Below are 13,467 nucleotides of genomic sequence, written 5' to 3' on the forward strand. Positions count from 1 at the left end.
GGCAAACCCCCAGCCGTGGTCTACTGGCTAAGAAAAGACGAAACCCAATCAGGTCAGCAGGAGCAAAGAGTAGCTTAATTTACGCTGAACACTGTCCAAACACTGGGGAGTAGCTCAATTTCCCGAAATTTTTGGGCACGACCTATGAGCTGTGGTCGGCGCCGATCAGCTTTCTGGAAATCGTCGCGGGGTTTGTGGGAGCAGCGGCGACCAAGTCGCTCTTTATCGGATTGGTCATTCTTGGCACGGCGACGTTCTTTGTGGATCTCAGTATTCAGCACCCGCTCGCCATGATCGCCTTTCTGCTGCTCACCTGTCTGTCCTTTTCCCTGTTCGGGTTCATTATCGGCATCTGGGCAAAGAATTTCGAACAATTGCAGCTGATCCCGCTGCTGGTGGTCACACCTTTGGTGTTTCTTGGCGGGTCGTTCTATTCGATCTCGATGCTGCCGCCGGTTTGGCAGACCATCTCGCTGTTCAACCCGGTGGTTTATCTGGTCTCAGGGTTCAGGTGGTCGTTTTTCGGCACCGCTGACGTGTCGGTGGGGCTGAGCCTTTTGGCCATTGCCGGGTTCACGGCGCTGTGCCTTGGGGTGATCTGGTGGATATTCCGGACGGGGTGGCGCATCCGGGCGTGACCTGGCAGAGCGCCTGCGGCGCACAGGCCTGAGCCCCTGCGGGGCGGTCAGGGGGCTGTCTGCCCCCTCGGCCCGTCGGCCTCACCCCCGAAGGTGCTTTCAAACAGAAGAAGATCATGGGGTTTTCGCGCAACGCCCAAAGCGGTCGCTGCCATTGCAAACCGGGTTTCCGGGCGCTGCACCTTGTTTGCCGGGGGCGGGCATTCTATGTGCGACATCATGAAACGCTGGATACCTTACATGAAGGCCGACCCGATGGTTGCGGTGATCCGTCTCCAGGGGGCTATCGGCATGGGGGGGCGCGGCGCGCTCTCGGATCAGACACTGGCACCGATCATCGAAAAAGCCTTTCGGCGCGGCAAACCCGTTGCCGTTGCGCTTGAGATCAACTCGCCCGGCGGTTCGCCCGTGCAATCGGCGCTGATCGGCGCGCGAATCCGGCGATTGGCCGAAGAAAAGGGCATCCCCGTCTATGCCTTTGTCGAGGATGTTGCGGCCTCGGGCGGGTACTGGCTGGCTTGCGCGGCGGACGAGGTCTACGCCGATCATTCGTCGATTGTCGGCTCCATCGGGGTGATTTCCGCGGGGTTCGGGGCCAATGTTTTCCTTGCGCGGCAAGGCGTTGAGCGGCGCGTGCATACGGCTGGAAAGTCAAAAAGCTTCATGGACCCGTTCCAGCCCGAGAAAGAAGAAGACGTGGCGCGGCTCAAACGGATGCTGGATCAGATCCACGTGAACTTTATCTCCCATGTCAAGGAACGGCGCGGCGAGAAGCTGGCGGATCACCCCGACCTCTTTGCTGGGGAGATCTGGGTGGGCGAGGGTGCCAAAGATGTGGGTCTGATCGACGGGATCGGCCATATCGTGCCGATGATGAAGGAAAAATTCGGGGATAAGGTGAAGTTTCGCCGCTACGAAAAGGGCCGCGGGCTGTTGCAGCGGTTTGGCATGTCGATGGCACAGGATGCCCTTTCGGCGGTTGAGGAACGGGCGGAGTTCGCCCGCTTTGGGCTGTGACGTGATCATCAAGATTGTCACACTGTTTCTGATCTTCATGGGTGTGCTTGCCATGTTCGGCAAGCTGCGCATTCCCGGCGCGCGCTGGGGCCGGAAAACGCTGGACAATCGCAAATGCCGCTCCTGCGGGCGCTATAAAATAGGCAAGGGGCCATGCCCCTGCGGACGGGACAAGGGGTAATCCTATATGATGGTGTGGTTGCTGACCGGGCTTGGGCTCGTGATCCTTTTGCTGGCGGGTGATGCTCTGGTCAAAGGCGCGGTGAACCTCTCGCTGCGGATCGGTATTCCGGCGCTCATCGTCAGCCTGACCATCGTGGCCTTTGGGACATCGGCACCGGAACTTCTGATTGCGATCAGTGCCTTGCTGGAGGATGCGCCGGGCATTGCGCTGGGCAATGTGGTGGGGTCGAACACGGCCAATATCCTCATGGTGCTCGGGATGCCCGCGCTTCTGGCGACCTTGCACACGTCGGAATGCGACAGCAGAAAGACCTATAAGCAGATGCTGGCGGCTACCGTGCTCTTCATCGGTCTGGCGTTTTTCGGCATCTTCACCTGGATTTCGGCGCTGGTGCTTCTGGCGGCGCTCGCTGCCATGCTTTTCGTGGCCTTTCAGGATGCGGCGCGGCACCGGCGCGAGGCCAGGGCCGCCGTGCTCGAAGAGGAGCTGGAGGACCTTGAGGGCGCAGATCCTGACATGCCCTGGTGGAAGATCGGGGTATTTCTTGTGCTAGGGCTTGTCGGGCTGCCGCTGGGGGCGGATCTTCTGGTGGATAATGCAAGCCAGATCGCCCGTATGTATGGTGTTTCGGACACGGTGATTGGCCTCACGCTTGTGGCGCTTGGCACCTCTTTGCCGGAACTGGCCACGACCGTGATGGCGGCGCTGCGCCGTCAGGCCGACGTTGCGCTGGGCAATGTCATCGGGTCGAACATGTTCAACCTTTTGGCCATTATCGGCGTGGCCGGATTGATCGGGCCGATCCCGGTTGATCCGGTCTTCCTGCGCTTTGATCTCTGGGTCATGCTCGGCGCGTCGCTGCTGCTCTGGCCCTTCGTGTTCAACAAATGGAATATCACCCGGATCTGGGGGGCGGTCTTGACCGCGCTTTATATCACCTATGTCATCCTCGTGATTGTCTGAGAGGAGAAGGCGCATGCGGGCATTGGTAACGGGCGCGGGCCACCGGCTGGGCCGGGCCATGGCGCTGTATCTTGCGGATCGGGGCTTTGACGTGGCGCTGCATTACGCCAGTTCCGTTGACGGGGCCGAGGCGGCTGCGCAGGACATCCGCGCCAAGGGGCGGCAGGCCATCACGGTTCAGGCCGATCTTTTGTCTGAGGAGGCGACACAGGCGCTCTTGCCACGCGCCGCCGAGGGGCTGGGCGGGCCGATCACCGTGTTGGTGAACAACGCGTCGATCTTTGAATATGACACGATCCGGAGCGCCACGCGCCAAAGCTGGGATCGCCATATCGAAAGCAATCTGCGCGCGCCTTATGTCCTCTTGCAGGCGCTGGCCGCGCAGGCCCCCAAAGCCGTCACTGACGAAAATGGTGAGCCGCGGGCGCAGGCCCTTGCCATCAACATGATCGACCAGCGGGTGCGCAAACTGACCCCGGAGTTCTCGACTTATACCATTGCCAAGATGGGGCTTTGGGCGCTGACCCAGACAGCGGCGCAGGGGCTGGCACCGGATATCCGTGTCAATGCAATCGGGCCGGGGCCAACGCTGCAGGGCGCGCGCCAGAGCGCGGATCACTTTGCCCGGCAACGTGCCAATACCGTGTTGGGGCGTGGTGCGAATGCGTCGGACATCACGGCGGCGCTGGGCTATCTGCTCGATGCGTCGGCGGTGACCGGACAGCTGATCTGCGTGGATGGCGGGCAGCATTTGGGATGGCAGACGCCGGATGTTCTGGGCGTCGAATAGGTGTAAATTCAAAGGGCTTTTTACCACCTGAGCGGGAGAGTTGTGCACCGCTCGCAAGAGCGTTACCTAGCCGTTACAAAATATGTAACAAATTCATAAACTTATAATGCGTTCAATTAATTTTCCTTTGTTTTCAGTCGGTTGTGGTCATGCTTAAAAATTGTGCAAATCAACCAAGCCCGCCAGAAACAACGAAGAATCTAGTATACCCAGAACATGCCCCCAGACTTATCCACAGCTTTGGTGGATTTGTTTTTTCTTGCACCTGCGGGGCTGACATTGCAGCGCCTGCCAAGGAATCATAATCTTTGAATATGTCTGACTCCGACACGCCCGACACCAACGCGCCGCGTACCGGCCATAGCGTCATCGCGGATTATCTCAAGACGCTGGACAGCTCGCCGGGCGTCTACCGGATGCTCGATGCAAAGAACGCTGTGCTCTACGTGGGCAAGGCGCGCAACCTGCGCGCACGGGTGTCAAATTATGCGCGTCCCTCGGGGCATTCTCCGCGCATTACCCGAATGATCCGGGATACCGCCTCGATGATGTTCCTGACCACGCGCACTGAAACCGAGGCGTTGTTGCTGGAGCAGAACCTGATCAAGCAGCTCAAGCCGAAATACAATGTGCTGCTGCGCGATGACAAAAGCTTTCCCAACATTCACGTCACCGATCACGCCTATCCGATGATCCGCAAGCATCGCGGCGCGAAAAAGGAGAAGGGCAGCTATTATGGCCCCTTCGCCAGTGCCGGCGCCGTGAACCGCACGCTGAACCAGCTGCAGCGCGTGTTTCAGCTGCGCAACTGCTCGGACTCGATGTTCGACAGCCGCACACGCCCCTGCCTGCTGTACCAGATCAAGCGCTGCTCCGCGCCGTGCGTCGGCAAGATCTCCGAGGCGGCCTATGCCGAGGCCGTCACCGATGCGCAGCGGTTCCTCTCGGGCCGCTCGACCAATATTCAGGAAAAGCTTGCGGCGGAGATGCAGCAGGCCTCCGAGGCCATGGAGTTTGAGCGGGCCGCCGCGCTGCGCGACCGCATCCGCGCGCTGACCCAGGTGCAGACCTCGCAGGGGATCAACCCCCGCACCGTGGACGAGGCCGACCTGATCGGGCTGCACCTCGAAAACGGTCAGGCCTGTGTGCAGGTGTTCTTTATCCGCGCGGGCCAGAACTGGGGCAACCGCGATTTCTACCCCCGCGTCGGAGAGGATGTGGAGGCACCAGAAGTGCTGGAAGCCTTCCTTGGCCAGTTCTACGACACAAAGGAACCGCCGAAACAGTTGATCCTGTCGCATGGTATCGAGAATGATGACCTGATGGGGGAGGCGCTGAGCCAGAAGGCCGGGCGCAAGGTGCAATTGTTGGTCCCGCAGCGCGGCGAAAAGGCCGAACTGATCGAAAGCGCCGTGCGCAACGCCCGCGAAAGCCTTGGCCGCAAGATGGCCGAGACCGCGACACAGGCCAAGCTGTTGCGTGGGGTGGGGGAAGCGTTTGGCCTGGAACAGCCCCCGGCGCGGATCGAAGTCTATGACAACAGCCATATTCAGGGCGCGCATGCGGTGGGCGCGATGATCGTGGCGGGGCCCGAGGGATTCCTCAAGAACCAGTATCGCAAGTTCAACATCAAGGGCGAAGAGCTCACCCCCGGCGACGATTTCGGCATGATGAAAGAGGTGCTGACGCGACGGTTCAGACGCCTGCTCAAGGAAGACCCGGACCGCGACAAGGGGCTGTGGCCTGATCTTCTGCTGATCGACGGCGGCGCGGGGCAGGTCTCGGCCGTCGCCGAGATCATGCGTGAATATGGCGTCGAGGATGTGCCGATGGTGGGCGTCGCCAAGGGCGTGGACCGCGACCATGGCAAGGAAGAGTTCCACCGGATTGGCCAGCGCCCCATGGCGCTGCGCCGCAATGATCCGGTGCTCTATTTCATCCAACGCCTGCGCGACGAGGCACACCGTTTTGCCATCGGCACCCACCGCGCCAAACGGTCCAAGGCGGTGAGCGCCAATCCTCTGGATGATGTGGCAGGCGTGGGCGCGGCGCGCAAACGCGCGCTGCTGGCGCATTTCGGCTCGGCCAAGGCGGTGAGTCGCGCGAACCTTGCTGACCTGAAAGCCGTGGAGGGCGTCTCAGCCGCGCTGGCCGAGAAAATCTATGCGCATTTTCACGAGAATGGCTGAGGCTTAGCCTGCGAATTCGCTCTTGGCATAGCCCTGCAGGTAGAGCAGGGCGGTCAGGTCACCATGATTGATGCGGATATCACATTCCGCCGCAACCGACGGTTTCGCGTGCAGCGCAACGCCCGCGCCTGCCCGGCCCAGCATGCCGAGATCATTGGCCCCGTCGCCCACGGCCATAACATCCGCCTCAGAGATCCCCAGCCTTGCGGTGATCTCTTCCAGCGCCTGCACCTTGGCCTCGCGCCCCAGAATGGGCATCCCGACCGTACCCGTCAGGGCCCCATCTTCGATCAACAGTGTATTGGCGCGGTTTTCGTCAAAGCCCAGCTTGTCCGCGACCCGTGCGGTAAAGGCGGTGAACCCACCGGAGACCAGGGCGCAATAGGCACCACTGGCCTTCATCGTCGCCAAAAGCGCCGGGCCACCGGGCATCAGCGTGATGCGCGTCTCAAGCACCTGCGCGATGATCCCTTCGGGGAGACCTTTGAGCAGGCCCACGCGTTCGGTCAACGCGCCTTCGAAATCCAATTCGCCATTCATGGCGCGCGCCGTGATGTCCTTGACCCGCTCGCCGACGCCGGCCTCATCGGCGAGTTCGTCAATGCACTCCTGCTGGATCATGGTGCTGTCCATATCGGCCAGCAGCATTTTCTTCCGGCGCCCTTCTGTGGGTTGCACGACAAGGTCGATGCCAAGCGCCTGCATATCTTCCCAGACCTGCCATTGATTGTCTGGCAGCGTGTCGACAGCGAACTCTGCGGCCTCATCCGGCGACAGCCATTGTAGCGCGCTACCGCCCCAGGCGTTGCGCAGGGCCTCGGCCGCAGAAGGGTCAAGCTGGCCTGGTTTGGCGATCAGGGTGGTCATGAACATAGGCGGGCCTCCTTGCTTGGCGCTGCTCATAAGCGCTGGACCGGCCAAGCGCCAGAGGCGAGGGCGAAGTTTCCGATAGGCGACGGCGGCGTCGCATTTTCGCGCTGAAGCGGCGTGGATGCGTCATTTTCGCTGTTGTGCAGCATGGGGCAGGGCAGTAGATGCGTTCGTGGGACACCCCTCCCCAACGAGGGGCGTATATCTGAGAGGGTAGCATTGATGGCTATTGACCAACCGGTAACGCGGCCGGCAAATCCGCGTTTTTCTTCTGGCCCCTGCGCCAAGATCCCCACATTCGAATTGTCGAAGCTGGCTGACGCCGCTCTGGGCCGGTCGCACCGCGCCGCCGTGGGCAAGGCCAAGCTGAAAGCCGCGATCGAAGAGACGCGCGAAATCCTTGGCATCCCCGCTGACTACAAAATTGGCATTGTGCCTGCGTCTGATACAGGTGCGGTTGAAATGGCGATGTGGTCGCTGTTGGGTCAGCGCCCGGTCACCATGTGCGCCTGGGAAAGCTTTGGCGCGGGCTGGGTCACCGATGTGGTCAAACAACTGAAACTCGACGCCGAGGTCAAAACCGCCGAGTATGGCGAGATCGTCGATATGGCGGCGCTGGATTACAATACCGATGTTGTCTTCACCTGGAACGGCACGACCTCGGGCGTGCGCGTGGCTTCGGGCGATGTGATCCCCGCGGATCGCGAAGGGCTGACCATTTGTGACGCGACTTCTGCGGCATTTGCGATGGACCTGCCCTGGGACAAGCTGGATGTGACGACCTTCTCCTGGCAGAAGGTGCTGGGCGGCGAAGCGGCGCATGGCATGCTGATCCTCTCCCCCCGCGCGGTGGAACGTCTGGAAAACTACACGCCGGCATGGCCGCTGCCCAAGATCTTCCGCCTGACCAAGGGCGGCAAGCTGATCGACGGCATCTTTGAGGGCGCAACGATCAACACGCCGTCGATGCTGGCGGTCGAGGATTACCTTGTCGCATTGGACTGGGCGCGTTCGGTTGGCGGGCTTAAGGGCCTGATCGCCCGGGCCGATGCCAATGCGCAAGCCGTCTGGGATTTCTGCGACGCGAAGCCTTGGATCGAGAACCTCGCCGTTGATCCGGCGACGCGCTCGAATACCTCGGTCTGCGTGAAATTCACCGATGCGCGCATCACCGATGGTGCGGCCTTTGCCAAGGCCGTTGCCAAGCGGTTGGAGGCCGAAGGTGTGGCGCTGGACGTGGGGGCCTATCGTGATGCCCCCGCCGGTCTGCGCATCTGGTGCGGCGGTACGGTCGAAACCTCGGATATCGAGGCGATGCTGCCCTGGCTCAACTGGGCCTTCCACGCTGAAATCGACGCGTTGGCCGAAGCGGCGTGACGCAATGGTGGGCAGAAATGCCCACCCTACACCTCACCTGACATCGTAGGGTGGGCAGTTTGCCCACCATCCCGACCTTTCCAAAAGGACCAGACACATGGCTCCCAAAGTACTCATTTCCGACAAGCTCTCCGAAGCCGCCGTCCAGATTTTCCGCGACCGCGGCATCGAGGTGGATTTCCAACCCGATCTTGGCAAGGACAAGGACAAGCTGGCCGAAGTGATCGGCAATTATGACGGCCTTGCCATCCGTTCGGCCACAAAGGTTACCGAGAAGATCCTCGAAAACGCCACCAACCTGAAGGTGATCGGCCGCGCCGGGATCGGCACCGACAATATCGACAAACCCGCAGCGTCGAAAAAGGGCGTGATCGTGATGAACACGCCGTTTGGCAACATGATCACCACCGCCGAACACGCCATTGCGATGATGTTCGCCTGTGCCCGTCAGATCCCCGAGGCCAGCGCCTCGACCCATGCGGGTAAATGGGAAAAGTCGAAATTCATGGGTGTCGAGCTGACCGGCAAGACGCTGGGCGTCATCGGCGCGGGCAATATCGGCGGCATCGTTTGCGACCGCGCGCGCGGGCTGAAGATGAAGGTCATCGCCTATGACCCCTATCTGAGCCAGGACAAGGCCGACAAGATGGGCGTGGAAAAGGTCGAGCTTGAAGAGCTTCTGCCGCGCGCCGATTTCATCACCCTGCACGTGCCGCTGACCGACAGCACCCGTAATATCCTGAGCCGCGAGAACATCGCCAAGACCAAGAAAGGCGTGCGCATCATCAACTGTGCCCGCGGCGGTCTGGTGGATGAGGAAGCGCTGGCCGATGCCCTGAAAGAGGGTCACGTTGCCGGCGCGGCCTTTGACGTGTTCTCCGAAGAACCGGCCAAGGAAAACCCGCTCTTCAACCTGCCCAACGTGGTCTGCACGCCGCATCTTGGCGCGGCGACGACCGAGGCGCAGGAAAACGTGGCGTTGCAGGTGGCCGACCAGATGGCCAATTACCTGCTGACCGGTGCTGTGGAAAACGCGCTGAACATGCCGTCGGTGACCGCCGAGGAAGCCAAGGTCATGGGGCCGTGGGTGGACCTGTCCGGGCATCTTGGTGCCTTTATCGGCCAGATGACCGATGAGCCGATCAAGGCGATCAACATCCTCTATGACGGCTCGGTCTCCGAGATGAACCTTGAGGCGCTGAACTGTTCGGTGATTGCGGGCATCATGAAACGCGCCAACCCCGAGGTGAACATGGTCTCTGCTCCCGTGGTGGCCAAGGAGCGCGGCATCAAGATATCGACCACCAATCAAGCCAAGTCGGGCGCCTTTGACGGCTATGTCAAAGTGACCGTTGTGACCGACAAGCGCGAGCGCTCGATCGCGGGCACCGTTTTCAGCGATGGCAAACCGCGCTTTATCCAGATCAAGGGCATCAATATCGACGCCGAGATCGGGGCGCATATGCTCTACACCTCGAACGAGGACGTGCCGGGCATCATCGGGACACTGGGTCAGACCATGGGCGAGAACGGCGTGAACATCGCCAACTTTACTCTTGGCCGCGCCGACAAGGGCGGCGAGGCGATTGCACTTCTTTACGTGGACGCGGAAGTGCCCGCACCGATCCGTGCGAAGCTGGAAGCCACCGGCATGTTCCGGCAGGTCAAGCCGCTGCAATTCGACGTGGCGTCCTGATCCCGCCATTTTGAACCAGACAAGAGGCGCTGCCCCGGCCCGGGGCGGCGCTTTTTTATATGCGCAGGCGTGATTTCGGGAATCTCTGCTCTTCTGATAGGATAAGGACAAGGAGTGCGTGATGGCCAATTCCCGAACCTTGATCCAAAGACTGGCATGGTTGCCGGTTCTGCTGATCCTTATGGGCGGTGGTATTTTCCTGCGCGCTGACAGTGCCGGTCCCGAGACGGCGTTCCTGCCTGCGACCGGGCAGGGACCGCTGGACGGGATGATCTTTACCGGGATGCTGGGCCCCGACGGGCAGCCAAAGGATGTGGAAGACACGTTTGTCTTTGCAGCTGGAAACTTTCTGTCAAAGGAATGCGAGCTGCGCTGCGATTACCCGGCGAAACCCTATGCGGCAGAGCGCACGGACACAGGCTGGCAGTTCGAGAGCCTGACCAAATGCCCCTACAAGGATGCGACGATCCATTGGCGCGGCACGATTGTGGACGATACGGTCACCGGGATTGCCACATGGACCATGAAGCGCTGGTACTGGACGATAGAGCGTGACTTTGCATTCGAGGCGCAACGGGTCACGCAACCGGCGGGCGGAGAAGGGTGAGCGCGTCGGCAATGCCCAGAAGACTGCGGGGCGCGCTTAAGCTCTTGATCTTCGTCGCTATATTGATCGCGGTGAACCAGTACCTGCATTATTTCCTCGATATGCTGGAAATGGATCTTCGGCCCACCAACGAGGACATGGTGCATCGCATGATCATGGTGGCGGCGGTGGTCTATGCGTTGACGCTGGCACTGCCCTTTGTCCCGGGGGTCGAGATCGGGCTGGCGCTGATCGCTATATTCGGACCGCGGATCGTGCTGCTGGTCTATATCTGTACAGTGGTGGGGCTATGCCTTGGGTTCCTGATCGGGCGGCTTATGCCAATCAGGGTGTTGATCGGTATCGCACATGATCTGGGGTTGCTGCGGATCGAGCGTTTCCTGACGGGATTTGCGGGGCTGCCGCCCGGCGAGATCGTCCCGACTCTGGTGAGCGCTGCGCCACAGGGATGGGCGCGGTTTCTCTTGCGCAATCGCTACGTGGCACTGGCGCTGTTGATCAACCTGCCGGGCAATGTGGTGATCGGCGGCGGTGGCGGTATTGCCATGATGGCCGGGCTGAGCCGCTGTTTCCGCGCGCCGCTGTTTTTCCTGACGGTATTGATCGCGGTGTCGCCGGTCCCGCTGGCGATTGCCATCTTCGGGCCCGGCTTTCTTGCAGAGTGAGCCTCAGGCGGATTTCCGACCTTTGGTCAGTACCACGACGAGGAACAAAACCATCGACAACAGCGTGAGCACCGACCCCAGTTTGGCCATCGTCTCACCCGTCTGTTTCACCGCCATGACAATCCCGGGGATGATGATGACAAGACCCAGCGCCGCCGAGGCGAAATGCAGCTTGGGCAACAGGCCCTGATCCGCGCCGGGAACCAGCTGATAGAAAAAGGCAAACAGCGCCATGGTCACCCAGCCCAGAAGGTTCAGGTGCGCATGTGCCGGTGACAATGTGTGGTCAGCCGTGGCCGACATCTGGATGCCCCAGCCCATGCCGATCACGACCGAGATCGTGCCCAAGAGCAGGAATGCAAAAGCAAGTGGTTTCATTCAGGTCCCTCCTTTTATATGTGCGAGGCGCTCTGCCTCCAGTGGCGGTCCGGTGAACGTGACGTTCCGGGCGGCCCCGATCCGGGCGATCTGTTCCATGTCGCCGGGAATGCTGTAATCGTTCTCGGCCATCTCGGCGAAAAACGCCTCGAATCCGCCGGGCGAAAAGATGGTGAGCATGCGGGCCGGCTGATGGCCCAGCACGCGGAAACTGTGTTCTGCCCCTCGGGGCACAAAGGCGGTTTGGCCGGGCCCGCGATGGACAAGCTGGCCTTCGACTTCAAATGCGACCTCGCCCGACAGGACGACAAAAGCCTCGTCGCAATCGGAATGCACGTGACGGGGTGGTCCGGTATCGGGGCGCGAGACATTGTCGATGATCGACAATGCGCCGCCGCTCGTATCGCTGGACAGGATCGTTTTATAGACAACCCCGCGCCATTCGACGGCCTCGGGTCCGAGAATATGTGTGTGCATGTTAGCCTCTTGCAAAGCGTGTAGATAAATGTCCCCGGCCGGGTCTGAAAACTCGTGCAACTCTTTAACGGGCAATAACTTGACGATCCCCCGTGATTGCATCCTGACAGCTTGTTGTGCATACCTGAAATTGATTGTTTGTATTTCAGGGATTTGTCAGGTGAATTTCAAAGCCTTCGATCTCAATCTCCTGCGTATCCTCGACGCCTTGCTGGAAACCCGCTCGCCGACAGTTGCGGGGCAAAAGATCGGGCTGTCGCAACCGGCTGTGTCTGCCGCCCTGTCGCGGCTGCGCGATGCGTTGGGTGATCCGATTCTGGTCCGGCAGGGCCGGGCGCTTGTCCTGACAGATTATGGCTCTGAATTGCGCGATCCGCTGCGCCAGATACTGGAACAGACCGAGGCGCTCCTATCGGGGGGCGCTACATTCGACCCGACCTTGGCGAACACCCGGTTCCGGATTTCGGGCAGTGATTTCTTTTCCGAACTTCTGATGCCCGATCTGGCCGAGCACCTGTCGCGGGTGGCTCCGGGGATACGGGTGCATCAGGTCGATCTGGTTCCTGACCGCTACGAGGACACGCTGGAACGCTACGGGGTGGACCTTGCGCTACTGCCCCGAACGGATCTGCCGGATTGGATCGAACACGAAGTGCTGTTTCATTCGCGCTTCGTCACCATCGCCCGCACAGGGCATGAACGTTTGGCAAGATCAGGCGTCAAGCCCGGCGAGGTGATCCCCATCGACCTGTTTTGTGATCTTCAGCACGTTCTGTTTTCGCCCGAGGGCAAGCCTGGGGCAATTGGCGATGCCGCATTGTCCGAGGTCGGGCGCAAGCGACGTGTGGCGATGACGCTTCCCGTGTTTTCCGGTGTCTGCAATACGGTGGCGGGAAGTGATATGGTCGCTCTCCTTCCCGCGTCACTCGCGCGCAGAGTGGCGCCGCGCGTCGGGTTGGAGGTTTTTGAAGCGCCAATGCCATTGCCATGGGTGGAAATCATCATGATCTGGCACAAACGGTCTACCAACTCGCCAGCACATCGTTGGATACGCGAGCAGATCGTTCTGCTGACCCGTGGGCTGGATGAAAGAGAGGATTCCTGAAACTTTTTTGCGCACCCTTTCGTAGCTCTGAGCATCGGGCCGGAAAACACCTCCGACCTTGCCACAGAAAGGGAGACCAAGATATGAAACGTTTTGCACTGTCCACCATCGCTGCCACCATGTCCGCAACGCTGGCCTTTGCCGCGGGGCACGGAATGACACCTGCCGTCGAGGCGGCGGATCAGGACGTATCCGGCGGCACCGTGACCGCGTCATCTGTCATCGCGCCGGAGAATGGCTGGCTTGTCGTGCACCGGACGGATGCATCCATGAAACCGGGCCCCGTTGTCGGGTACGCCGCATTGAAAAAAGGCGAAAACAGCGATGTTTCGGCCATTTTGCAAGAGGGCGTCGCCTCGGGAGATATGCTCATGCTGATGATCCATGCCGAAGATGGCGGTATGGCGACCGGCGTCTTTGAATACACGCTGGGTGCCAAGGAAGACGGGCCGATCAAGCCGGATGGCAATCTGGTCATGACAACCATTACCGCGCAGTAACCAAGCGCCAC

The 13,467-nt window shown here is 60.6% G+C and carries 14 protein-coding genes and 1 pseudogene; 12 read left to right on the forward strand and 3 right to left on the reverse strand.

All coding sequences use genetic code 11. From position 1 onward, the window contains the following. Positions 1-119: 119 nt before the first annotated feature. The 6 genes and pseudogenes from PGB28_RS18500 to uvrC all read left to right on the forward strand — a co-directional run. Positions 120-638 (forward strand): annotated as a pseudogene (locus PGB28_RS18500) (ABC transporter permease); the annotation flags it as partial. 219 nt (positions 639-857) lie between these two features. Then, entirely contained in the window at positions 858-1,655 is a 798-nt protein-coding gene (locus tag PGB28_RS18505; protein ID WP_271423017.1) for a S49 family peptidase, read from the forward strand. A 1-nt stretch (position 1,656) separates the two neighbouring features. Further along, a complete protein-coding gene (locus PGB28_RS18510) occupies positions 1,657-1,836 on the forward strand; it encodes a hypothetical protein (protein WP_271423018.1) in 180 nt (59 codons plus the stop codon). Between the two features lie 6 nt (positions 1,837-1,842). Continuing rightward, complete coding sequence (locus PGB28_RS18515; RefSeq protein WP_271423019.1) at positions 1,843-2,802, forward strand: calcium/sodium antiporter; 960 nt, start codon at positions 1,843-1,845, stop codon at positions 2,800-2,802. A gap of 13 nt (positions 2,803-2,815) precedes the next feature. Further along, entirely contained in the window at positions 2,816-3,592 is a 777-nt protein-coding gene (locus tag PGB28_RS18520) for an SDR family oxidoreductase (RefSeq protein ID WP_271423020.1), read from the forward strand. Between the two features lie 314 nt (positions 3,593-3,906). Continuing rightward, positions 3,907-5,781 (forward strand): excinuclease ABC subunit UvrC, encoded by a 1,875-nt coding sequence (gene uvrC / locus PGB28_RS18525; protein ID WP_271423021.1) that lies wholly within the window; start codon positions 3,907-3,909, stop codon positions 5,779-5,781. Positions 5,782-5,784: 3 nt separating this feature from the next. Here uvrC and serB read toward each other — a convergent pair whose 3' ends face one another. Further along, on the reverse strand, positions 5,785-6,654 hold the full coding sequence (serB, locus tag PGB28_RS18530; protein WP_271423022.1) for a phosphoserine phosphatase SerB: 870 nt from the start codon (positions 6,652-6,654) through the stop codon (positions 5,785-5,787). Positions 6,655-6,873: 219 nt separating this feature from the next. Here serB and PGB28_RS18535 point away from each other — a divergent pair, with 219 nt between their 5' ends. The 4 genes from PGB28_RS18535 to PGB28_RS18550 all read left to right on the forward strand — a co-directional run bounded on the left by PGB28_RS18535 (position 6,874) and on the right by PGB28_RS18550 (position 10,996). Next, positions 6,874-8,028 carry a phosphoserine transaminase gene (locus tag PGB28_RS18535; protein ID WP_271423023.1) on the forward strand — a complete coding sequence of 385 codons (1,155 nt, stop codon included), beginning with the start codon at positions 6,874-6,876 and terminating at the stop codon, positions 8,026-8,028. A 97-nt stretch (positions 8,029-8,125) separates the two neighbouring features. Beyond that, complete coding sequence (gene serA / locus PGB28_RS18540; protein ID WP_271423024.1) at positions 8,126-9,724, forward strand: phosphoglycerate dehydrogenase; 1,599 nt, start codon at positions 8,126-8,128, stop codon at positions 9,722-9,724. Between the two features lie 121 nt (positions 9,725-9,845). Next, positions 9,846-10,331 (forward strand): hypothetical protein, encoded by a 486-nt coding sequence (locus PGB28_RS18545; protein ID WP_271423025.1) that lies wholly within the window; start codon positions 9,846-9,848, stop codon positions 10,329-10,331. 11 nt (positions 10,332-10,342) lie between these two features. Further along, entirely contained in the window at positions 10,343-10,996 is a 654-nt protein-coding gene (locus PGB28_RS18550) for a hypothetical protein (RefSeq protein WP_271423026.1), read from the forward strand. A 3-nt stretch (positions 10,997-10,999) separates the two neighbouring features. Here PGB28_RS18550 and PGB28_RS18555 read toward each other — a convergent pair whose 3' ends face one another. Together PGB28_RS18555 and PGB28_RS18560 are read right to left on the reverse strand one after the other, a co-directional pair. Then, positions 11,000-11,374 carry a hypothetical protein gene (locus PGB28_RS18555; protein ID WP_271423027.1) on the reverse strand — a complete coding sequence of 125 codons (375 nt, stop codon included), beginning with the start codon at positions 11,372-11,374 and terminating at the stop codon, positions 11,000-11,002. Continuing rightward, the gene (locus PGB28_RS18560) at positions 11,375-11,851 is read right to left on the reverse strand and encodes a cupin domain-containing protein (RefSeq protein ID WP_271423028.1); all 477 of its coding nucleotides are present in this window, start codon (positions 11,849-11,851) and stop codon (positions 11,375-11,377) included. It lies immediately after the preceding gene. Between the two features lie 160 nt (positions 11,852-12,011). Here PGB28_RS18560 and PGB28_RS18565 point away from each other — a divergent pair, with 160 nt between their 5' ends. Beyond that, positions 12,012-12,956, forward strand: coding sequence for a LysR family transcriptional regulator (locus PGB28_RS18565; protein ID WP_271423029.1), 945 nt, complete (start codon positions 12,012-12,014; stop codon positions 12,954-12,956). A gap of 83 nt (positions 12,957-13,039) precedes the next feature. Next, the gene (locus PGB28_RS18570) at positions 13,040-13,456 is read left to right on the forward strand and encodes a DUF7282 domain-containing protein (RefSeq protein WP_271423030.1); all 417 of its coding nucleotides are present in this window, start codon (positions 13,040-13,042) and stop codon (positions 13,454-13,456) included. Positions 13,457-13,467 lie beyond the last annotated feature (11 nt).

Origin of the sequence: Primorskyibacter aestuariivivens, assembly GCF_028023675.1 — a bacterium.
In the GTDB taxonomy this organism is placed as follows: domain Bacteria; phylum Pseudomonadota; class Alphaproteobacteria; order Rhodobacterales; family Rhodobacteraceae; genus Marinovum; species Marinovum aestuariivivens.

What these genes read in the sequence shown, in the direction of transcription:
- PGB28_RS18505 (WP_271423017.1), top strand. Translation starts at nt 858, where the DNA reads ATGAAACGCTGGATACCTTACATGAAGGCCGACCCGATGGTTGCGGTG.
- PGB28_RS18515 (WP_271423019.1), top strand. Translation starts at nt 1,843, where the DNA reads ATGATGGTGTGGTTGCTGACCGGGCTTGGGCTCGTGATCCTTTTGCTG.
- PGB28_RS18520 (WP_271423020.1), top strand. Translation starts at nt 2,816, where the DNA reads ATGCGGGCATTGGTAACGGGCGCGGGCCACCGGCTGGGCCGGGCCATG.
- uvrC (WP_271423021.1), top strand. Translation starts at nt 3,907, where the DNA reads ATGTCTGACTCCGACACGCCCGACACCAACGCGCCGCGTACCGGCCAT.
- serB (WP_271423022.1), bottom strand. Translation starts at nt 6,654, where the DNA reads ATGTTCATGACCACCCTGATCGCCAAACCAGGCCAGCTTGACCCTTCT.
- PGB28_RS18535 (WP_271423023.1), top strand. Translation starts at nt 6,874, where the DNA reads ATGGCTATTGACCAACCGGTAACGCGGCCGGCAAATCCGCGTTTTTCT.
- serA (WP_271423024.1), top strand. Translation starts at nt 8,126, where the DNA reads ATGGCTCCCAAAGTACTCATTTCCGACAAGCTCTCCGAAGCCGCCGTC.
- PGB28_RS18545 (WP_271423025.1), top strand. Translation starts at nt 9,846, where the DNA reads ATGGCCAATTCCCGAACCTTGATCCAAAGACTGGCATGGTTGCCGGTT.
- PGB28_RS18550 (WP_271423026.1), top strand. Translation starts at nt 10,343, where the DNA reads ATGCCCAGAAGACTGCGGGGCGCGCTTAAGCTCTTGATCTTCGTCGCT.
- PGB28_RS18555 (WP_271423027.1), bottom strand. Translation starts at nt 11,374, where the DNA reads ATGAAACCACTTGCTTTTGCATTCCTGCTCTTGGGCACGATCTCGGTC.
- PGB28_RS18560 (WP_271423028.1), bottom strand. Translation starts at nt 11,851, where the DNA reads ATGCACACACATATTCTCGGACCCGAGGCCGTCGAATGGCGCGGGGTT.
- PGB28_RS18570 (WP_271423030.1), top strand. Translation starts at nt 13,040, where the DNA reads ATGAAACGTTTTGCACTGTCCACCATCGCTGCCACCATGTCCGCAACG.